The 19,013-nt window shown below is 57.0% G+C and carries 23 protein-coding genes; 4 read left to right on the top strand and 19 right to left on the bottom strand.

What is annotated here, in order from left to right; genetic code table 11:
• Nucleotides 1-3 precede the first annotated feature (3 nt).
• On the top strand, nucleotides 4-870 hold the full coding sequence (locus tag AC8GFP_RS03375) for a DMT family transporter (RefSeq protein WP_506610215.1): 867 nt from the start codon (nucleotides 4-6) through the stop codon (nucleotides 868-870).
• A 6-nt stretch (nucleotides 871-876) separates the two neighbouring features.
• Here AC8GFP_RS03375 and AC8GFP_RS03370 read toward each other — a convergent pair whose 3' ends face one another.
• The 5 genes from AC8GFP_RS03370 to AC8GFP_RS03350 are packed head-to-tail and all read right to left on the bottom strand — an operon-like array spanning nucleotide 877 to nucleotide 4,748.
• The gene (locus AC8GFP_RS03370) at nucleotides 877-1,578 is read right to left on the bottom strand and encodes a fumarylacetoacetate hydrolase family protein (RefSeq protein WP_506610214.1); all 702 of its coding nucleotides are present in this window, start codon (nucleotides 1,576-1,578) and stop codon (nucleotides 877-879) included.
• A 35-nt stretch (nucleotides 1,579-1,613) separates the two neighbouring features.
• Nucleotides 1,614-2,654 (bottom strand): cupin domain-containing protein, encoded by a 1,041-nt coding sequence (locus AC8GFP_RS03365; protein WP_506610212.1) that lies wholly within the window; start codon nucleotides 2,652-2,654, stop codon nucleotides 1,614-1,616.
• A 28-nt stretch (nucleotides 2,655-2,682) separates the two neighbouring features.
• The gene (locus AC8GFP_RS03360) at nucleotides 2,683-2,997 is read right to left on the bottom strand and encodes a non-heme iron oxygenase ferredoxin subunit (RefSeq protein ID WP_506610210.1); all 315 of its coding nucleotides are present in this window, start codon (nucleotides 2,995-2,997) and stop codon (nucleotides 2,683-2,685) included.
• A gap of 9 nt (nucleotides 2,998-3,006) precedes the next feature.
• Nucleotides 3,007-3,486: an aromatic-ring-hydroxylating dioxygenase subunit beta gene (locus AC8GFP_RS03355; protein WP_506610208.1), complete on the bottom strand. Its 480-nt coding sequence runs from the start codon at nucleotides 3,484-3,486 to the stop codon at nucleotides 3,007-3,009.
• Nucleotides 3,487-3,488: 2 nt separating this feature from the next.
• The gene (locus tag AC8GFP_RS03350) at nucleotides 3,489-4,748 is read right to left on the bottom strand and encodes an aromatic ring-hydroxylating dioxygenase subunit alpha (protein ID WP_506610206.1); all 1,260 of its coding nucleotides are present in this window, start codon (nucleotides 4,746-4,748) and stop codon (nucleotides 3,489-3,491) included.
• 109 nt (nucleotides 4,749-4,857) lie between these two features.
• Here AC8GFP_RS03350 and AC8GFP_RS03345 point away from each other — a divergent pair, with 109 nt between their 5' ends.
• The 3 genes from AC8GFP_RS03345 to AC8GFP_RS03335 all read left to right on the top strand — a co-directional run bounded on the left by AC8GFP_RS03345 (nucleotide 4,858) and on the right by AC8GFP_RS03335 (nucleotide 6,524).
• On the top strand, nucleotides 4,858-5,760 hold the full coding sequence (locus AC8GFP_RS03345; RefSeq protein WP_506610204.1) for a LysR family transcriptional regulator: 903 nt from the start codon (nucleotides 4,858-4,860) through the stop codon (nucleotides 5,758-5,760).
• A gap of 72 nt (nucleotides 5,761-5,832) precedes the next feature.
• Nucleotides 5,833-6,096, top strand: coding sequence for a hypothetical protein (locus AC8GFP_RS03340; protein ID WP_506610202.1), 264 nt, complete (start codon nucleotides 5,833-5,835; stop codon nucleotides 6,094-6,096).
• Complete coding sequence (locus AC8GFP_RS03335; RefSeq protein ID WP_506610201.1) at nucleotides 6,096-6,524, top strand: TA system VapC family ribonuclease toxin; 429 nt, start codon at nucleotides 6,096-6,098, stop codon at nucleotides 6,522-6,524. Before AC8GFP_RS03340 ends, AC8GFP_RS03335 begins: the two co-directional genes overlap by 1 nt.
• Before the next feature lie 3 nt (nucleotides 6,525-6,527).
• Here AC8GFP_RS03335 and AC8GFP_RS03330 read toward each other — a convergent pair whose 3' ends face one another.
• The 14 genes from AC8GFP_RS03330 to AC8GFP_RS03265 form a co-directional block, all read right to left on the bottom strand.
• Nucleotides 6,528-7,481 (bottom strand): Gfo/Idh/MocA family oxidoreductase, encoded by a 954-nt coding sequence (locus tag AC8GFP_RS03330; protein ID WP_506610199.1) that lies wholly within the window; start codon nucleotides 7,479-7,481, stop codon nucleotides 6,528-6,530.
• The gene (locus AC8GFP_RS03325; protein ID WP_506610197.1) at nucleotides 7,478-8,335 is read right to left on the bottom strand and encodes a class III extradiol dioxygenase subunit beta; all 858 of its coding nucleotides are present in this window, start codon (nucleotides 8,333-8,335) and stop codon (nucleotides 7,478-7,480) included. Before AC8GFP_RS03325 ends, AC8GFP_RS03330 begins: the two co-directional genes overlap by 4 nt.
• Before the next feature lie 2 nt (nucleotides 8,336-8,337).
• Nucleotides 8,338-8,772, bottom strand: coding sequence for a protocatechuate 4,5-dioxygenase subunit alpha (gene ligA / locus AC8GFP_RS03320; RefSeq protein WP_506610195.1), 435 nt, complete (start codon nucleotides 8,770-8,772; stop codon nucleotides 8,338-8,340).
• 55 nt (nucleotides 8,773-8,827) lie between these two features.
• Nucleotides 8,828-9,760, bottom strand: a complete 933-nt coding sequence (locus tag AC8GFP_RS03315; RefSeq protein WP_506610193.1) for an amidohydrolase family protein — start codon at nucleotides 9,758-9,760, stop codon at nucleotides 8,828-8,830.
• 4 nt (nucleotides 9,761-9,764) lie between these two features.
• Entirely contained in the window at nucleotides 9,765-10,451 is a 687-nt protein-coding gene (ligK, locus tag AC8GFP_RS03310) for a 4-carboxy-4-hydroxy-2-oxoadipate aldolase/oxaloacetate decarboxylase (RefSeq protein ID WP_506610191.1), read from the bottom strand.
• A gap of 1 nt (nucleotide 10,452) precedes the next feature.
• On the bottom strand, nucleotides 10,453-11,487 hold the full coding sequence (locus AC8GFP_RS03305; RefSeq protein ID WP_506610189.1) for an amidohydrolase family protein: 1,035 nt from the start codon (nucleotides 11,485-11,487) through the stop codon (nucleotides 10,453-10,455).
• A complete protein-coding gene (locus tag AC8GFP_RS03300; protein ID WP_506610187.1) occupies nucleotides 11,484-12,659 on the bottom strand; it encodes a 4-oxalomesaconate tautomerase in 1,176 nt (391 codons plus the stop codon). Before AC8GFP_RS03300 ends, AC8GFP_RS03305 begins: the two co-directional genes overlap by 4 nt.
• 7 nt (nucleotides 12,660-12,666) lie before the next feature.
• A complete protein-coding gene (locus AC8GFP_RS03295) occupies nucleotides 12,667-13,518 on the bottom strand; it encodes a prepilin peptidase (RefSeq protein ID WP_506610185.1) in 852 nt (283 codons plus the stop codon).
• 3 nt (nucleotides 13,519-13,521) lie between these two features.
• Entirely contained in the window at nucleotides 13,522-14,235 is a 714-nt protein-coding gene (locus tag AC8GFP_RS03290; protein ID WP_506610183.1) for an ABC transporter ATP-binding protein, read from the bottom strand.
• Complete coding sequence (locus AC8GFP_RS03285; protein WP_506610181.1) at nucleotides 14,228-14,986, bottom strand: ABC transporter ATP-binding protein; 759 nt, start codon at nucleotides 14,984-14,986, stop codon at nucleotides 14,228-14,230. Before AC8GFP_RS03285 ends, AC8GFP_RS03290 begins: the two co-directional genes overlap by 8 nt.
• A complete protein-coding gene (locus AC8GFP_RS03280; protein WP_506610178.1) occupies nucleotides 14,983-15,939 on the bottom strand; it encodes a branched-chain amino acid ABC transporter permease in 957 nt (318 codons plus the stop codon). Before AC8GFP_RS03280 ends, AC8GFP_RS03285 begins: the two co-directional genes overlap by 4 nt.
• The gene (locus AC8GFP_RS03275) at nucleotides 15,936-16,799 is read right to left on the bottom strand and encodes a branched-chain amino acid ABC transporter permease (RefSeq protein ID WP_506610176.1); all 864 of its coding nucleotides are present in this window, start codon (nucleotides 16,797-16,799) and stop codon (nucleotides 15,936-15,938) included. The genes AC8GFP_RS03280 and AC8GFP_RS03275 overlap by 4 nt, the downstream gene beginning before the upstream one ends.
• Before the next feature lie 9 nt (nucleotides 16,800-16,808).
• Nucleotides 16,809-17,978: an ABC transporter substrate-binding protein gene (locus AC8GFP_RS03270; protein WP_506610175.1), complete on the bottom strand. Its 1,170-nt coding sequence runs from the start codon at nucleotides 17,976-17,978 to the stop codon at nucleotides 16,809-16,811.
• A gap of 88 nt (nucleotides 17,979-18,066) precedes the next feature.
• A complete protein-coding gene (locus AC8GFP_RS03265; RefSeq protein WP_506610173.1) occupies nucleotides 18,067-18,831 on the bottom strand; it encodes a GntR family transcriptional regulator in 765 nt (254 codons plus the stop codon).
• Nucleotides 18,832-19,013 lie beyond the last annotated feature (182 nt).

Raw genomic sequence — 19,013 nt, 5'->3', positions numbered from 1 at the left:
GCTTTGAACAACCGACGTGGCATCGTTGCCATGTCGGTGGGCATGGTTTGTTTCTTGATGAACGACTCGCTGGTCAAGCACGTCAGCGAATCTTTGCCCGCTCCCCAACTTATTTTTTTGCGCGGCCTGTTGGCCACCTTGGGCTTGTTCGTGTTGTCAGTGTTCTTGCGCCAACTGCCGCCTTGGCGAGAAACCCTGGGCCACATCGGCCACAAGTGGGTGTTCATCCGTTCGTTCTTGGATGGCTTGGCCAGCTTGGTGTACCTGAGCGCCTTGTTCAACATGCCCTTGGCCAATGCCACGGCCATCAACATGTCCACCCCCTTGCTGATTGCCTTGCTGTCAGCGCTGCTGCTGCAACACCACATCAGTTGGCGGCATTGGCTCATCATTGGCTTGGGCTTTGTAGGCGTGTTGTGCGTGGTGCAACCGCAAGCCGATGGCTTCAACCATTGGGCTTGGGTGGCCTTGGCAGGCACGCTGTGCCACGCCTTGCGCGACCTGAGTGTGCATTTCATCCCAGACCATGTGCCCTCCCCCTTGATCACTTTGAGTACAGCGCTGACTGCCACAGTGATGGCCGGTATCTGGGCCTTGTTTCACCCTTGGCACAGCGTCACCCCTATGCAATGGGCACAGATGGCCGGGGCCTCGGTGTTCTTGAGTGCAGGTTATTTCTTGCTGATCAAAGCCACGCGGATAGCGGACATGACGGTGATTGCGCCGTTTCGCTACATGGGCTTGCTGACCGCCGTGGTGATGGGCTTTGTGGTCTGGGGCGATGTGCCCAATGCCTTGGCCTGGACAGGCATGGGCCTGCTGGTGGCAGCTGGGCTGATGATGATCCGCATCAGCCGACCACCCCCCTGAGTGGTTTCAAGCCGCTGGGCCGATATGCAATGACAACTCGGCCACACCTTCCACGCGTCCGGTGATCTTGTCGCCCGACACCACCGCGCCCACACCTTCGGGTGTGCCGGTGTAAATCAGGTCGCCGGGTTGCAGGTGGTAGAACAAAGACAGGTCGGCGATGATTTCACGCAGGTTCCAAATCAGCTTGTCCACATTGGATGACTGCTTGGTTTGACCATTCACTTCGAGCGCAATCGCGCCGCTGTCAATGATGTGACCGGGCATGGGCACGATCTCGGTGCACACAGAACCGTGTTCAATGTCTTTGCCCAAATCCCAAGGACGGCCTTTGTCACGCGCCACCAATTGCAAGTCGCGGCGGGTCATGTCCAAACCTGCGGCGTAGCCGTAAATCAGTTCATGCGCTTGGTCGTGGCTGACGCGAAAACCGGCTTTGCCAATCGCCACCACCATTTCCATTTCATAGTGGAAGTTGTTGGTCTCAGGCGGGTAAGGCATGGTGGAGCCACTCGCTAGCAAGGTTTGCGGCGCTTTGGTGAAGTAGAACGGGCGCTCGACGGCTTTATCCACCGGCTTGCCCATTTCAATGGCGTGCGCATGGTAGTTGCGGCCCACAAAAAACAAACGGTGGATGGGGAAGCGCTCGGCGTGGCCGCGAATGGCCAAAGATTGCACAGCAGGTGGGTTGAACACATAAGCAGTCATGGGGGCTTTCAAGATATGTGGTTGATCAGTCACGATCAACCACGGTTTTCATAGACACCGAGTTTGCGGTGCAACGGAGATTCATCAGCAATGAAGACGAAGCTGGCTTGGTCTGCTTTCAGGTTTTTCAAGCTCACGGCTTCGTAGCCAGGCGCACAACAGGTGTCGGCCTCCACCAAATGAAATTGGCTGCCCATGATGTCAGCTTGCACCTCGCCTTCAATGACGTGAAACACCTGTGCTGGTGAACGTGCGGGCAAGCGCAGGCTTTGGCCGGGGCGCAACATGAGGGCGTAAAAGCCCAAAATGTTTTCAGCGTCGCTGCCGGTTTCGGGGTTGGTGTAGGTCACTTGCACTTGTTCCCAGCCGGGGTTGTCAGTGGCCAGTGTTTGCAAGGCCGCCTTGGCCTCGGTCCACGGATAGCGCAGCATGGGGTAAGCCTTGTGGCTGCGCTCAAACACGTGCGTAGGCACCAGTCCACCGTGCGCGTATTGCTTGTCGCCACGGCCCACATGCACTTCTTGCCGGTCGCCATTCACATGGTAGGAGGCTTCCATGTAATAGACCAAAGGCAAGTCGAGCACATCGAGCCAAATCACCGGGTCGGTGCCATCGTGGCCATGCTCGTGCCACAAACCGGTGGGCGTGAGAATCAAGTCGCCACGGCTCATAGGGCATTTCTCGCCATCCACCGTGGTGTACGCGCCCTCGCCTTCCACAATCATGCGCACCGCATTCGGGGTGTGGCGATGACTGGGTGCCCATTCACCGGGCATGAGCAACTGCATGCCCAAGTACATGGCCGCAGACGCTTGCATTTTTTCTAATCCATGGCCGGGGTTGGCCAACACCAAAACACGGCGCTCGGCTTTTTCAATCGGTGTCAGCTCACCCGCTTTCAACAACAAGGTCTTCAAACTTTTGTAAGGCCAATGAGTGGGCTGGGTTTGGCGTGTGGGAATCTTGGGTGGCAGCACGCCGCGCAAACTCGGCCACAGCGGCACCAAGTTCAGGTCGCGCAAATCTTGCACATAGTCTGCTGGCAGGTCTTCCAAGCGGCCCAATTCATTGGTCATGGTGTTGTCCTTCAAGGCGGTTGGGCGTTCAAGCCATGTTGACGAAAACGCGCTTGTTCTCGATGCGCACCGGATACACCCGAATGTTGTCTGTCAGGGGTGCGCACATGGCTTGGCCGGTGCACACATCAAAACGACCTTGGTGCAAGGGACACTCAATTTCGCGTCCATCAAAAAAACCATCACTCATGCGGCCTGTACCATGGGTGCACAAGTTGTCGGTGGCGAAGATCTCACCTTCCATCTCGTAGAGCGCGATTTCTTTGCCATCGGCATACACAGCAGTCACATCGGCTTCGGGCACGGACTCGACGGCCACGACATCAATCCAGTTGTCAGACATGGTGTTTCCTCAGATGGGGTAGATGATGGAGTTGGCGATCATTTCGCTGTCGTACACACACAAACGCGATTGAAATTTCAAACCGTCTGGCGTGCGCACGATGTCGTCACTGTAATAACCCACGCTCAAGATGGTCGAGTCGCCATCGAACTTGGTGCGAATCACGGTGTAGTTGGCCTCGGCATGGATGCGCTCGCCATTGGTGGAGATGGACAGCAAGCGCGGCGTGCCCACGATGTGGCGTTGGTAGTAGGGGTCGTGGTAGAGGGTTTCTTTCACGCCATAGACCCGGTCTTTGATCATGGCCTTGCTTTCCAAGGCCAACAAACACAGGGGCAAACCTTGCTCGAAGTTTTCACGCGGTTGCAAACGGTAGGTGCCGTCTTCCATGAAGAACTCGGGCCACTTTTCCCATTCGGCCGAATCACACACCATGGCGTAATCGCTGTAGAGGTTCAAGAGTTCAAAGTAGGTTTTGAAATCAATCATGTTCACTCCCCCATCACTTTGCGCCAGTACTTGTACATGCCGCGGATCAAGGTTTCGGTCACCATGTGGTCGGTGTCCTCCACCTCAAAGCCACCCATTTCCACCACGGTGCGGTGCGCTGGTTTTTGCTCGAAGCCTTCTTGCGACCACTCGATCACTTCACCGTCATCGGCAGACACAAAACCGGCGGGACCAAACAAATTGGCTTGAATCAAACGGCGTTGTTCCATTTCAGGGGTGTCGTCTTCAAAGCCAAAGTGGGTCCAGACAAAGTCAAACGAACCATGGCCGTTGGGCTGGATGTGGCGTGTCGACACGCTGTTGACTTGCTGTTGAATGATGAGGCTGGGGAAGATGGTGGTCATGACAGCGGTCGGGCCGTTCCACCAAGCCTCGGGAACGATGTCGAGCAAGCGCATGTCGTTCAAGGTCATCGTGTCCTTGAAGCTGTCCACGCCGCTCACCACATCTGCATTCTTGCCGCCTTCACCACGCGTGGAAATCATGGCGGCATGGCGGTATTGATCGTCCATCTTCAACTCAGATTTGTTGTCCGCACGCCAAAGACCAAAGGTGGAAAACCAGGTGTGCAACAAGCCGGGGTGGTAGGGGTCTTTGATGTTCTCTTGCATCAACTTCCAGTTGCCTGGAATGCGTTGGCGGCGGTAGCCCAAAATTTTCAGCTTGCGGCCATTGAAGGTGCGGTCAAAGTAGCTCAGGATGGTGGGACCTAAGAAGGCTTCCAAGGGTTCAATGTCGTTGTCGAAGGACGCGAACACCACGCCCCCGCGTGTAGCCACTTTCAGCTTGGTCAGGCCGTGCTCTTCCAGCTTGAACTCTTTGGGCATGCCGCCATTGATTTTGCCGTCTTGCTTGACACCACGGCGAAACGGCACGCCTTGCAAATCGCCTTTGACGCTGTAATTCCACTGGTGATAGGGACACAAAAAATCTTTGGCCTGGCCATGACGCTCGCGGCAAAAACGCATGCCACGGTGAGCGCACACGTTTTCAATCACATTGATGCTGCCATCGGGGTCGCGCACCATGATGACCGAACGCTCGCCCACCACGGTGCGGCGAAAGTCGCCTGCGTTGGGGATTTCAGCTTCCAAGCCCACGTAACACCAGTGGCCGTTGTAGAAGAAACGATCGAGCTCTTTTTTGTACAAGTCTTCGCGGGTGTAGGCCCAAAACGGAATGCGACTGGTGCCCTCGCCTTCCCACTTCGGGTCGGCTGGAAATACGCTGGTCTGTGTCATGAAAGTTTGGCGTTTCAGTTGGAATGCAGCGATTGTGGGCAGTCCAGCGTTATAAGTAAACCCGTCAAACTGCATAAGTTATATTTGTTTCATGAATAAAGGCTGAGCCATGAACCTGCGTGACATCGACCTGAACCTGCTGGTGGTTTTCAATCAATTGCTGATGGACCGGCGCGTGTCCACCACCGCCGACAAGCTCGGCCTGTCCCAGCCCGCGGTCAGCAATGCCTTGAAGCGCTTGCGCACCCTGTTGAAAGACGAGTTGTTTGTGCGCACGGCACGCGGCATGGAACCAACGCCTTATGCCTTGAACCTGGTGGAGCCGATGAGCTATGCCTTGGGCACACTGCAAAACGCCTTGAACCAGCGCGACAGCTTCGACCCGGCCACCAGCGAACGCACCTTCACCTTGGGCCTCACCGACATTGGCGAGATTTACTTCATGCCCACCCTGATGAACACCTTGTCGCGCGTGGCACCCCGCATCAAGATCAGCACCTTGCGGCACAACAGCGGGCACCTGAGCGAAGACATGGCCTCGGGCAATGTGGACATTGCCGTGGGTTTGTTGCCCAGCCTCACCACCGGATTTTTTCAGCGCCGTTTGTTCAAGCAACGCTATGTGTGTTTGTTCCGGCAAGGCCACCCGCGTGCCCACAATCCGATCACCTTGGCGCAGTTCAAAAGCCTCTCGCATGTGGGCGTGACCTCGGCCAACACCGGTCATGGCGAGGTGGACGACTGGATGGAACGCAAAGGCATTCAACGCCACATCCAACTGCATGTGCCGCACTTTGTGGCCGTGGGACACATCTTGCAAAGCTCGGACTTGATTGCCACCGTGCCCGAACGCTTCGCACAAAAATGCGCAGCACCGTTTCAGCTGGAAACATCCCCCCTGCCCTTCAAGCTGCCCGACATCGCCATCAATTTGTTTTGGCATGCCAAGTACAACCGTGAACCGGCCAACATGTGGTTGCGTCAACTGATGGTGGATTTGTTCACCGAGTGAGGGGATGATGGATTGAGGCTTGAAAAAAGTTGATGTTTGATGCAAAATCATCACGCATCAATAGGACGGCCCATGAGAACCACCCTGGACATTGACGACGATGTGCTGTTTGCAGCCAAGGAAATCGCCAAGCGCGAAAAGAAAACCGTGGGCACGGTGGTCAGCGAATGGGCGCGACGCTCGTTTCATGCGTCGCCAACGACATTGAGGGTGCAAGAACCCCCGCCACCCGCCGAAGGGCCCTTGGCGAAATATGGCTTCATGCCCTTGCCACATCGCGGCGTGATCATCACCAACGAGTTGGTGAACCGCATCCGCGAAGAAGAAGGCATCTGATGCGTGCCTTGTTGGATGTCAACGTCTTGATCGCTCTGAATGACCAAGCGCATGTGCACCACGCGCTTGCCAACCAATGGATGGCGCAGCACATGCACCTCGGCTGGGCGAGTTGCCCCCTGACCCAAAACGGCATGCTGCGCATCATGAGCCAAAGCAGTTATCTCAACGCACAACCCTTGAAAAACTTGTTTGAAATGTTGCGCCGTGAAACGCAACATGCGCAACATGCTTTTTGGCCAGACGACCTGAGCCTGTTAGATGCCACCCATATTGACGCCGACAAACTGCTCAGTCCCAATCAACTGACCGATGCTTACCTGCTGGCCTTGGCCGTGAAAAACAAAGGTCGGCTCATCACCCTCGACAAGCGCATTCCCTTGAACGCCGTGCCTGGCGCCACGCCCAAGCACTTGGTAAGCCTCTGAGCCTCAGGCCAGTTGCTGCTCCAGGTCGTGCAACACCTGGTAGCAGGGCAACACTTGCGCCACGCTGCCGTTGGGCTCTCGGCCTTCACGGATGGCTGCAAAAAACTCGCGGTCTTGCAACTCAATGCCATTCATCGACACTGCCACTTTGGACACATCGATTTTTTCTTCCTTGCCATTGAACAAGTCGTCGTAACGCGCAATGTAGGTGGCGGTGTCGCCGATGTAGCGGAAGTAAGTGCCCAAAGGGCCATCGTTGTTGAAGCTGAGTGACAAGGTGCAAATGGCGCCGTTGGCCGCTTGCAATTGAATGCTCATGTCCATGGCAATCCCGAGGGTGGGATGAACAGGCCCTTGCACCGCATTGGCTTTGACGACAGGGCTACCGGCTTGGTAGGCGAACAAATCAACGGTGTGCGCGGCGTGGTGCCACAGCAAGTGGTCGGTCCAGCTGCGTGCTTGTCCCAGGGCATTCATGTTGGTGCGGCGAAAGAAATAAGTTTGCACATCCATTTGGTGGATATTGAACTGGCCTGCCTGAATTTGCTGGCGCACAAACTGGTGGCTGGGGTTGAAGCGGCGCGTGTGGCCGCACATGGCCACCAAACCGGTTTGCTTTTGCAAGGCCACCACTTCTGCACCGTCTTTGTAAACATCGCATAAAGGAATTTCTACTTGCACATGCTTGCCTGCTTTCAAGCAAGCGATGGACTGCGAGGCATGCATTTGCGTGGGTGTGCACAAAATCACCGCATCCACATCTTTCAGCGCCAAACTCTCGTGCAGGTTTGTGGTGACGTGGGCAATACCGTATTTGTCAGCCACTTCTTGGGTCTTGGGCAGCTCGCGGCCAATCAGCGACACCACCTCGACACCGTCGATGAGTTTGATGCCGTCCAGATGCTTGATGCCAAATGCGCCTGCGCCTGCCAGGGCGACTTTGATGGTCTTGTTCATGAGTTCTCCAAAATCAAATGACCCACCGCCGTGTTGCTGGCGGGCACATGGTAGAAACGGTGCGCCACTTTCGGCGCGGCTTTGCCTTCGTTGACGTCGCTCATCGCGCCACGCGCAATCAGCCACATCACCAATTCAATGCCTTCGCTGCCCGCTTCGCGCACGAAGTCGATGTGGGGGATGGCCGCCGCCGCCGCCGGATCGGCAATCAGCTTGTCAAGAAACGCGTTGTCAAAGTCTTTGTTGATCAGCCCCGCACGTGGGCCTTGCAATTGGTGGCTCATGCCGCCGGTGCCCCAAATCTGAACGTTCAAATCTTCATCAAAACTTTTCACCGCATTGGCGATGGCTTTGCCGAGGTTGAAGCAGCGCTGTCCAGAGGGCACGGGGTACTGCACCACGTTCACGGCAAATGGAATGACGGGACACGGCCAGGCTTGCGGTTGACCGCACATCAACGACAGCGGCACGGTGAGGCCATGGTCCACGTCCATTTTGTTGACGATGGTCAGGTCAAAGTCTTGCTGGATGACGGACTGCGCAATGTGCGCGGCCAAGGCGGGGTGGCCTTGCACCACGGGCACGGGGCGTGGGCCCCAGCCCTCGTCGGCAGGCGTGTACTGTGCCGCTGTGCCAATGGCGAATGTGGGAATCATGTCCAAGCTGAAGGCCGTGGCGTGGTCGTTGTATACCAAGAAAATCACATCCGGAGTGTGGTCCTTCATCCATTGCTTAGAGAATTCGTAGCCTTTGAACAGCGGTTGCCAATAGGGCTCGGCTGTTTTACCCATGTCGATGGTCGCGCCAATGGCGGGCACGTGCGAGGTGTAAACGGATGCGCTGATGCGTGCCATGTTCAAGCCTTTACTGCTTGGCCTTGGGGTTGTCGATGGGCTTGGGCATCGCCGTCTTCACCGATGTAGCGGTTGCCTTGCACCGAACGTCCACCCGCCACCATCATGGCGCGGTACTCGTCTTCGGTCATGCCGGTCATGCTGCCCGCCATTTGCTGAAAGCTTTTGCCGTCGGTGGCTCCGATCTTGGCCAAGAAATAAATATTGCCGCCGGTGCGGATGCACCAATTCAAATCGCGGGCCAATACCGCTTGTTTTTGTTCTTCGGTCATGGCCCACTCGTCCAGGTAAGCGCGTTCGTTGGCTTTGAAGCGTGTGCGGTTCTCGGCCTTCATGAGCGACATGCAAAACTGGTTGAGCCCATAGCCTTTGCGCGACTGCTCAGCGTCAAAAATGGTGGTGCCGGGCACATCCAAATAGGGTTTGTCTAAAGCCATGTGTTCATCACTCCAGGTGGTTGTGCGTTTTGGATGGGTTTGAAACCGCTTGCATTCAAGCGGTGCTTTCGGGCCAGTACAAACGCGTGGGGTTGTCCACCAAGAGTTTGTTTTGCAACTCGGGGCTGACAGCAATTTGCGGAATGAAGTCCACCAACAGGCCGTCGTCGGGCATGTGGTCTTTCAAATTCGGGTGCGGCCAATCGGTGCCCCACAGCACGCGATCGGGGAAGGTCTCCACCACACGCCGCGCAAATGACACCACGTCTTGGTAGGCCTGTTGTTCGCCATTCAAAGCCTTGGGGCCTGACACACTGAGCCGCTCAGGGCAAGACACCTTGCTCCAAACGTTGTCGTGCTGCTGCATGAATGTCATGAACAAGCTGAACTCGGGGCCATCCACAGGATGCTGCACATTCGGTCGGCCCATGTGGTCCACCACCACGGTGGTGGGCAGCGCGGTGAAGAAATCCCACAGCTCGGGCAGGTCCACCGCTTCAAAATAAATCACCACATGCCAACCCCAGTGCTTGATGCGCTGGGCAATTTCCATCAACTCGTCTTTGGGGGTGAAGTCCACCAAGCGCTTCACAAAATTAAACCGCACACCACGCACACCCGCATCGTGCATGGCTTGCAAGGTTTGGTCGGTGACATCGCGCTTGACCGTGACCACGCCACGCGCTTGGCCCTTGGAATGCGTCAAGGCATCGAGCAAGGCGCTGTTGTCAGCGCCGTGGCAAGTGGCTTGCACGATCACGTTTTTTTCAAAGCCCAAGTGGTCGCGCAGTGCAAACAACTGGTCTTTGGACGCATCACACGGTGTGTATTTGCGCTCGGGTGCATACGGAAACTGTGCGCCCGGTCCAAACACATGGCAGTGCGCATCCACCGCACCAGCGGGCAAGACAAAGCGCGGCTTGGCTGGACCGTCGAACCAATCGAGCCAGCCGGGTGTTTTTTCAAAAGCGCCAGAGGTGGGTTTCATGGCGTCAATCGATGTATTTCAAGCCAGCCTTGGCCAAGGACTCGCGCATGTTGTACATGTCCAAACCCAAGATGCCCGAGGCCAGTTTGGTGCGCTTCTCGCCTTCCAAGGCTTCACGCGCAGCGGCGGCATCGGCCACTTGTTGGGCAATGCTGGCAGGCACCACCACGACACCATCGTCATCGGCCACGATGGCATCACCAGGGTTCACCGCTGCACCCGCACACACGATGGGCACATTGACCGAACCCACCGTGGCTTTGATCGTGCCTTTGGCGCTGATGGCGCGGCTCCAGACTGGAAAGCCCATGGCTTCCAACTCGATCACATCGCGCACACCCGCGTCGATGATGAGTGCGCGTGCACCACGCGCTTGAAACGAAGTGGCCAGCAGGTCGCCGAAATAGCCATCGGTGCACGGGGCGGTGATGGCCGCCACCACAATGTCGCCGGGTTGAATTTGCTCGGCCACCACATGCATCATCCAGTTGTCACCCGGGTGCAGCAGCACCGTGACCGCCGTGCCCGAGACATGGGCACCTTTGTAAATGGGACGCATGATGGTGTGCATCAGCCCCAAGCGGCCCATGGCTTCGTGCACCGTGGCCACACCATACAAACCGAGTTGCTCCACCGCGCCGCGATCAGCGCGTTGGATGTTGCGTTTGACTGTGCCTAAGGGGTAATGCATGTCACAAACCTTTCTGTTTCAAACGCGCATCCAAGCGTGGGAACACGCGGCGCACATTGGCTTCGTAAATCTGGTGTCGGTCCTCGTCGCTCAGCAAGGTGCTGGCTTGGATGTAGCGCTTGGTGTCGTCGTAATAGTGGCCGGTTTGTGGGTCGATGCCACGCACCGCACCAATCATTTCGGACGCAAACAAGACGTTTTTCACAGGGATGACTTTGTTCAACAAGTCGATGCCAGGTTGGTGATAGACACAGGTGTCAAAGAAAATATTGTTGAGCAAATGCTCTTCCAGCAAAGGCTTTTTCAACTCTTGCGCCAAACCGCGAAAGCGCCCCCAGTGGTAGGGCACGGCACCGCCGCCGTGCGGGATGAGGAACTTCAAAGTGGGAAAGTCTTTGAACAAATCGCTGGTCAGGCATTGCATGAAGGCGGTGGTGTCGGCGTTCAAATAATGCGCACCGGTGGTGTGGAAACACGCGTTGCAACTTGTGGACACGTGGATCATGGCGGGCAAGTCGTGCTCCACCATTTTTTCGTAGATGGGGTACCAGTGCTTGTCGCTCAAAGGGGGTGAAGTCCAATGCCCACCAGAGGGGTCGGGGTTCAGGTTGATGCCAACCGCGCCGTATTCCTTCACGCATTTTTCAAGTTCGGGAATGCAAGTGGCGGGGTCGACACCGGGTGACTGCGGCAGCATGGCCACGGGCACGAAATGCTCGGGAAACAAGGTGGACACCCGAAAGCACAGTTCGTTGCAAATCGCCGCCCAGGTGCTGGACACCGCGAAGTCGCCAATGTGGTGTGCCATGAAAGAAGCGCGTGGCGAAAACAAGGTGATGTCGCTGCCCCGCTCTTTCATCAACTTCAATTGATTGGTTTCGATGCTGTGGCGCAAATCGTCATCACTGATGTGCAAGTCTGACGCTTTGGGCATCACACTGGCATCTTTGATGCCGGCAATTTGCTGGTTGCGCCAATCTTCCAGCGCCTTGGGTGCCGTTGTGTAGTGGCCGTGGCAGTCGATGATCAAACTCATGTCTTGTCTCCTGAATTCCAAATGGACGCTGGCACCATGGCCTCGCCGCGCATGATGAGACGTGCGGTGCGCAGCAAAGCCGCTTGCGTCACTTCACAGCCCCCGGGCACTTCAGCCGCTTGGGTTTGCAACACCACGCTGAATTCACCTGTGGGGTGTTCCACCGACAAAGCTTGTTGCGCACCCGCTTGCAGTACCGCCACGCCTTCGCACACCGTGCCTTGCAACACACAGGCCGTGCCCACCGTGACAGCCGCCAACACACCAATGGCGTCGTGGCACACATGCGGAATGAAGCTGCGGGTGCTGAGGGCACCGCCATGCATGGGCGGCGCAATCAAGGTCATCTTCGGGTAGTTTTTGCTGCTGACATCGCCCAAGCCCATCAACACCGACACCTGCAAGCGCAAAGCTTCAATGCGTGTTTTGAGTTCGGTGTCAGCGTTCAACGCTTCTGCAGTTTCATAACCCGTGCGCCCCATGTCGCTGGCCTTGAACAACACCAGCGGCATGCCGTTGTCGATGCAAGTGACATCAATTTCAAACGGCTCAAAGCCCGCCAGCTTGTCGGTGGGCAAAACCTGGATGCGGTCTTTCACGCGGCCCGTGGGCAACAAACCGCTGCAGACCGAACCAGCGGTGTCTAAGAAGTTGATGCTGATGGGGGCAGAGCTGCCAGGTGCGCCATCAATGCGAGCGTCACCGGTGTCGTCTACAAAGCGCTCACCATCCGGGCCCATGGGTGTTTGCACCGTGATGTCGCATTGCATGTCGGTGTTCAGCGTCAACACGCGCAAGGTGGTGGTGTCAGATTGGGCCTGCAGCATGCCGGTTTGCAGCGCAAACGGCACCACAGCGGCCAACATGTTGCCGCAGTTGGGCGTGGTGTCCACCATGTCTTTGTCGGGCTGGAGTTGGGCAAACAAAAAGTCGAGGTCCACGCCAGGCGTACTGCTGCGGCTGACGATGCCGACCTTGCTGGTCAGTGGATGGGCACCACCCAATCCATCAATTTGTCGTTTGTCGGGTGAACCCATGATGGCCAGCAACACCCGATCGCGATGGGCGTGGTCGGCAGGCAAATCGGCGGCGTTGAAGAAGGGACCTTTGGAAGTGCCACCGCGCATGAACAAACACGGCACGGGATGGGGTGGGTTGTTGAAACTGCGCATGAAGGGTTTATCGAATGAAGGGTTGCGTGAACATGGCCATGGGTTCAAAGGCTGCAGTCAATACCCCAGCCAAGGCCAAATAAGGGCCAAAGGGAAAAGCTTGCCCGCTGGCCAAACTGCCACGAAATCGCATCACCAAGGCCATGACCACAGCCAACAGCGAGGACATCAAGACCACGCCGGGCAAAGCAAACCAACCCAACCAGGCACCCAAGGCCGCCAACAGTTTGAAATCGCCAGCGCCCATGCCTTGCTTGCCAGTGACCATGCCAAACACGGCTTGCACCAACCATAAAAAACCGTAGCCCGCAACAGCGCCCCAGAAGCTGTCTTGCAAATTCACCTGTGTCAGCCCCAGCGCAGACACCATCAGGCCCACCCACAACAAAGGCTGTGTTAAAGCATCCGGCAACAGCATGGTGTCCAAATCAATCAGGGCCAAGGCCAACAACACGGTGCCAAAACCAGCCCAAGCCAATGCTTCAAATGACAAGCCCCAATGCGAGGCGCAAAAAGCCCACATGGCCGCTACCGCCAATTCGACCAAGGGGTAACGCATGGACACCTGGGCACCGCAATGACCGCAGCGGCCCTTGAGCCAAAAGTAGCTGAGTACCGGCACGAGATCACGGGCACGCAGCGGCGTCATGCAACTGGTGCAGTGTGAGCCAGGTGTGGACAAATTGAAGACGGCTTGCTCATGCGCTTGACCAGCGGCTTGCGCCACTTCAGCTTCCCATTCACGTTGCATCATGACCGGCAAACGCCAAACCACCACGTTCAAAAAACTGCCGAACTGCAAGCCCAACAAAGCGGCCACGGACATCCAAAGCACAGGGTGGTTTTGCAACAGGTCCATGGTTCAAGCTTTCTTGATTGAAATGCCCAGCAAGCGGTCCAGCAAGGCGGATTGGTTCAACAGTTCATCTGCCGGGCCCGTGTGAATGACACGACCTTGGTCCAGCACCACTGCTTGGTGGCTGATGGCCAAAATGGCTTGCGGGTGTTGCTCGACGATGATGGCCGACAAGCCTTCGTCGCGGGTGATGCGTGCAATGGCCCGCAACAACTCTTGCACGATGATGGGCGCCAAGCCTTCCAGCGGCTCATCCAACAACAAGAGCTTGGGGTTGAGCACCAGGGCCCGACCCACGGCCAACATTTGCTGCTCGCCACCAGACAGTTGGTTGCCCATGTTGCTTTGGCGTTCGGCCAAACGCGGGAACATCTCGAACACCCGCGCAGGTGTCCAGGCTCCCGGGCGTGCCACGGCGGTAAGGTTTTCCAACACCGTGAGGGATTTGAAAATATCCCGCTCCTGCGGCACCCAACCCACACCCGCTGCTGCACGCGCATGAGAAGGCATGGCGTGCAAGGCCTCACCATTCAAGATGATGCGACCTGCGTGTTGCTGTGTGGCCCCCGCGATGGTGTTCATCAAGGTGGTTTTGCCGGTGCCATTGCGTCCCAGCAGCGCCAAAGTTTCGCCTTGCGCCAAGGACAAAGACACGTCATGCAAGATGACGGCTTGGTCATAACCTGCGCTCAAAGATTCAATGCGCAGCCACTCAGCCATGGCTGTCTCCATGGCCCAGGTACACCTCGCGCACCCTGGGATCGGCAGCGATGTCAGCGGGTGTGCCTTCGGTCAACACCGCCCCTTGCACCAACACCGTCATGCTGCGGGCAAAGCTGAACACCAAGTCCATGTCGTGCTCAATCAAGACCACGCTCACATCAGGCGGCAAGGCAGCCACGGTTTGCAACAACTCTTCGCGCTCACCTGCGGGCACACCCGCAGCGGGTTCATCGAGCAACAACACCCGTGGTTCACAGGCCAGTGCAATGGCCATCTCCAGCAAACGGCGCTTGCCATAGGCCAATTCATGGGTGTGCTGGTTCATCACCTCCGTGAGGTGGAATTGCGCCAGCAGTTGCTCGCAACGATTGGTGACTTCAGCGCTGCGGCCCAGTACTTGCCACCATTGCCCGCCCAGACCGAGGTGTTGGGACACCGTCATGGCCAAGGTTTGCACAGGTGTCAGACCTTCAAACAATTGGTTGATTTGAAAAGTGCGCACTAAACCACGGCGCACCCGTTGGTGTGGCGGCAAATGACTGATGTCTTCACCCCGCAAACGAATGCGGCCTTCGGTGGGCACCAGCACACCCGTGAGCAAATTGATGAGTGTGGTTTTCCCCGCGCCATTGGGACCAATGAGCGCATGGCGTGCACCACGGGGAATCTGCAAGCTGACATGGTCGGTGGCGGTGATGCCGCCAAAGCGTTTCACCAAACCGTCGCATGACAAAACAATATCGTTCATGCTTTGCGCCCCCAGGTCCACGGACGCAACAAGCGTTCGCGACCCACCAACATCAGCAGCACCAAGAACAGTCCCAGCCAAAAAGTCCAGTACTGTGGCGTCCAAGCCGAGATGACGCTGTGAAGTGTTTTGAACACCACCGCACCAATCAATCCACCCCACAACCAACCCGTGCCACCGATCACCAACATCAGCAGCACGTCGGCCGAGCGGTCAAACCCAAACACATCCAAGGAAGCAAAGCCCGTGGTTTGCGCTTGCAAGCCGCCAGCCAAACCGGCCAAGGCAGCGGCCAAGGTGTAGATGGCTATCAAACGTGCATGCACCGGAATGCCAATGGCTTGGGCTCGCAAACGGTTGTCGCGAATCGCTTGCAAGCTGTAACCAAACGGCGAGTGCACCAAGCGGCGCAAGACCACAAACACCAACAGCGTGATGCCCAAGGCATACCAAGCCGCCGTTTGACCAAACAAATCAAATTCAAAGCGGCCCAACACCGGGCCCATGATCACGCCTTGCAAACCATCGGCGCCACCGGTGAGCCAGTCGAGTTTGTTGGCCAACTCTTGCAAGATGAGCGCCACCCCCAAGGTGACCATGATGCGGGTCAGGTCCGAGCCGCGCAACACGCCCAAGCTGCACACCGCGCCCAACATCGCCGTGACCAACATGGCAATCAGCAAGCCCAGCATGGGATCGGGGTGCAGGTGTTTGGCAAACAAGGCCGCGGTGTATGCGCCCATGCCAAAAAACGCCGCATGGCCCAACGACACAATGCCGCTGTAGCCCAAAATCAAATCGAGCGACATGGCGAACAAGGCAATGATGGTGATTTCGCTGATGAGCAAGGCATGAGTGGGCATCAACCACGGCAGCGCCAACAAGAGCAACCACAAGGCGGCTTCCCACCATCGAGGCTTTGCCAAATGGGCCAGGCTGTTTGCCGCACTCATCGGTTGTCTCGCGCAAACAAACCCTGGGGACGCCACATCAGAATGACAATCATCAAGGTATACACAATGAACGCGCCCAACTTGGGCACGTAGTATTTACCAGCCACATCAGCAATGCCCAACAACAACGCCGCCAGCAAGGGGCCGGTGAGCGTCGAGGTGCCACCCACCGCCACCACGATCAAAAAGTAAATCATGTACTTGAGGGGGAAGACAGGGTCCAGGCCCAAGACTTCGGCACCCAAGGCACCGCCCAAACCGGCCAAGCCCGAACCCACGGCGAAGGTGCTGAGGAAAATTTTGTTGACATGGATGCCCATGCCCGACGCCACCCGTTGGTTGTCCACCGAAGCCCGCAGTTGAGCGCCAAAACGTGTGCGTACCAACAGCAGCTGCAACACCACCGCAAGCACCGCACACACGACGATGATGGCCAAACGGTAATGGCCCATGCCCAAGGCACCATCCAACAGTTCGGTGCGGCCTTTCAAAAATTCAGGCAGTTGCACCAACTGCTGGGTGGACCCTACAAAGTAGTCCACCGAGGCCACTGCCATGAAGGTCAGGCCAATGGAAAAAAGCACCTGGTCCAGGTGCGGTTTGTTGTACATGCGGCGGTAGAGCAGGGCTTCCATCACTGCGCCCAGCAAGGCGGTGACCAGAAACGCCAAGGGCACACACAGCAAAAAAGGCAGCCCAGCGTGCTGCATCAACAACACCGTGGTGTAGCCCCCGGCCATGGCGAACGCGCCATGTGCCAAGTTGATGAAGTTCATCAAGCCCAGCGTGACAGCCAGGCCAATGGCCAGGATGAACAACAACATCCCATAAGCCACACCATCGAAAAGCAGGGTCAGCATGTGTGCGGCTTACTTGGCTTTGCCGGGGTCTTTCATGTCTTTGATGACATCAAACTCCACGTTGTACAGCTGGCCGTCTTTCTTCTCGACTTTGCGCAAGTAGATGTTGTGCACCACGTCGCGGGTTTGCGCATCAATGTAAATTTGACCGCGTGGGCTCTCGAAAATTTGGCCCTTCATGGCCGCCAACAGGGCTTCGCCGCCACCTTGACCACCCTTGGTGTTTTTCAAGGCTTCATAAATGACGCGCATACCGTCATAGCCACCCACCGCCATGAAGTTGGGGCGCAAACCGTTGTTGGCTTTCTTGAAGGCTTCCACAAATTTCTTGTTGAGCGCTGAAGGATGCGCAGCGGAATAGTGGTGCGCGGTGACCACGCCCAAAGCACCATCGCCCATGTCGTTGAGTTGATCGTCGTCGGTCAAGTCGCCAGTGCCAATCAGTTTGATGCCAGCCTTGTCCATGCCGCGCTCTAAGAATTGTTTCATCACGGCTGCACCGGCACCCGAGGGCACGAACACAAACAAGGCATCGGGTTTCAAGTCGCGCACTTTTTGCAAGAACGGTGCGAAGTCGGGGTTGCGCAAAGGCACGCGCAGACTTTCCACCACTTGGGCGCTGTTGAGTTGCATGCGTTCTTTGAAGAAGCGTTCAGCGTCAATGCCGGGGCCGTAATCACTGACCAAGGTCACCACGCGTTTGATGCCGTTCTTGGGCGCCCAGTCGCCCATGGCGACCGCGCACTGGGGCAAGGTGAAGCTGGTGCGCACAATGAACGGCGAGGCATCGGTGATGGTGGAGGTGGCTGCGGCCATCACCACCATCGGCGTTTTGGATTGCGTGGCCAAGGGCGCGGTGGCCAAGGCCAAGGGTGTCAAACCAAAGCCGCTCAGCACGCCCACCTTCTCGCTCACCACCAACTCTTGCGCCATGCGTTTGGTGGCGTCGGGCACACCGCCGTCGTCTTTGACGATGAGCTCGATTTTGCGACCGGCGACTTTGTCGCCGTTTTGCGCCATGAACAAGCGGGCTGCCGCTTCGATTTGTTTGCCGGTGCTGGCTGATTGGCCGGTCATGGGCAGGATCAGGCCGATTTTGAACACCTCTTGGGCCTGCACTGCAGGTGCACCAAGGGACAACACCAAAGCCCAACAGGCTGCGAGCAAACGTGAATTCATGGAACAACTCCGGGGAACGTGACGGGTGAGCTTAACTGAGCGATAGCGACAATGAAAAAACAATTTTAGGGTTGCACCACGAGGCGTTTCAGCGCTTGCGGCGAATCAAACGGACGGTGGACAAGCCCTGCAACTCGGGGCTGCGCATGGCTTGGCTCAAATTGCGTTGGGCCAAGCGGGAGTGCTCGCGCATGATGGCCTCGGCGCGGCTGCCTTCGCGGTTTTCAATCGCGGACAACACCTGCCGATGCTGGTCTTGCGCAATGATCAACATGTCCCGCGCTTGCGGTGAATTGGCTTGGGCAATCACAAAACCAGACGGGGACGCGAATGGCAAACCAATCACGCGTTCCAATTCACGGCGCACCACTTCGCTGTCGGTCATCTCGGCCAACAAGGCGTGGAACTGCTCGTTTTCAGCCACATACGCACTGAAGGCCTCGTCATTCAAACTGTCTTGCGCCAGCAGTTGGTCGATGCGGTCCAGGCAGGCGCGGGCATCGTTGAGCACCACGGTCGAGCAACCGCGCTCGGCCGCCATGCGCGCGGCCAGGCCTTCAAGTGTGCCGCGCAACTCGATCGCGTCCGAGGCATCGCGCTCGGTGAAGGTGGGCACGGCATACCCGCCATTTGCCAAAGATTCGAGCAAGCCTTCTTGCTCGAGCTTCATCAAGGCGGTGCGGATGGGCGTTCTGGAGACGCCGAGTTTGTCCACCAAAGTGAGTTCAGCGATACGCGCACCAGCGGGCAACTCGCCCGCCAAAATCATTTCACGCAAACGCAGTTGCGCCCGCACGGCCTGCGAATGACCGGGGTGCTCGGGGCTGAGTTTGGATAAGTTGGGCAGGCTCATCAGGCGTCTCCATAGAATCGGCTGGCGTGGTGGTCAAAAGCGTCTTCATCACCAACGGCTGTGTTCCAAATGCTCATGGAACAATCGGATTCAACGATTGTATGAATACTCATTGTATGCAAAAAGACTGAATATCACTCAAAATTTGATATTTTTGCCATGTTTTTGGCTTTTTTGTATAC

Origin of the sequence: Limnohabitans simekii (SeqCode), assembly GCF_965234735.1 — a bacterium.
Classification (GTDB): domain Bacteria; phylum Pseudomonadota; class Gammaproteobacteria; order Burkholderiales; family Burkholderiaceae_C; genus Limnohabitans; species Limnohabitans simekii.
The sequence above is the reverse complement of the archived record's forward strand: the minus strand, read 5'-3'. Positions and strand labels throughout refer to the sequence as shown.